The 727-nt window shown below is 33.6% G+C and carries 1 protein-coding gene; it reads left to right on the top strand.

The window, feature by feature from the left end; all coding sequences use genetic code 11:
- Nucleotides 1–115 precede the first annotated feature (115 nt).
- A partial coding sequence (locus tag JCM9140_RS22150; protein WP_034751860.1) for a transposase occupies nucleotides 116–727 on the top strand: 612 nt, incomplete at its 3' end.

The following is a 727-nucleotide window of genomic DNA, read 5'->3' as shown; positions in this document are numbered from 1 at the left end:
GAGATCACTGAAAAACGACTCCTAAAATATGTAAATCAATACAAATAAAAAAATCCTTCTTTTTTGGTATAATGGAATTGAAGAGAAACCAAGAACCAAAAAGGAGGATTTTTTTATGCTTAACCAATCTAAACAATTAAGCTTCTACACTGAATTATACAATAAAATTCCAGAAAATCATACATTAAGGCTCATTAATGATTTCGTAGACTTTAGTTTTGTGAACCAGCTGCTTGAGAACTCTTACTCTAAATATTATGGTCGCCCTGCCAAAGAACCTGAGCTTATGATTAAGCTTTTGTTTCTTCAATATTTATATAATTTGTCTGACGAACGAGTGATGGAAGAAGCTTCACTAAACCTTGCCTACATGTATTTTCTTGGGATTAATCCAGAAGACTCCCTTCCACACCCAAGTTTACTAGCTAAATTCAGAGTACATAGATTACAAGAATTTACTTTGGATGAGGTATTGACTGAGATAATCAAGAAATGTGTAGAACACGGTATTATTAAAAAGACGGCAGGAATCAGTATAGATACAACTCATACGCAAGCAAACACATTTCGTGCGACACCCGAACGAGTGATGAAGCGCTTAGCTAAAAAACTATTTCTCCATTTAGAAGAAGAAAATGGGGATGTTTGTGATACAGTCAATCAAGAAATTCCAAATTATAAAGAGATAGAAAATCACAAAGAAGCCAAAGCAACAATGAAAACATAC

The sequence above is a fragment of the Halalkalibacter wakoensis JCM 9140 genome, assembly GCF_000513095.1.
GTDB lineage: Bacteria > Bacillota > Bacilli > Bacillales > Bacillaceae_D > Halalkalibacter > Halalkalibacter wakoensis.
Note: the sequence above shows the minus strand (reverse complement) of the source record. Positions and strands in the feature narration are given on the sequence as shown.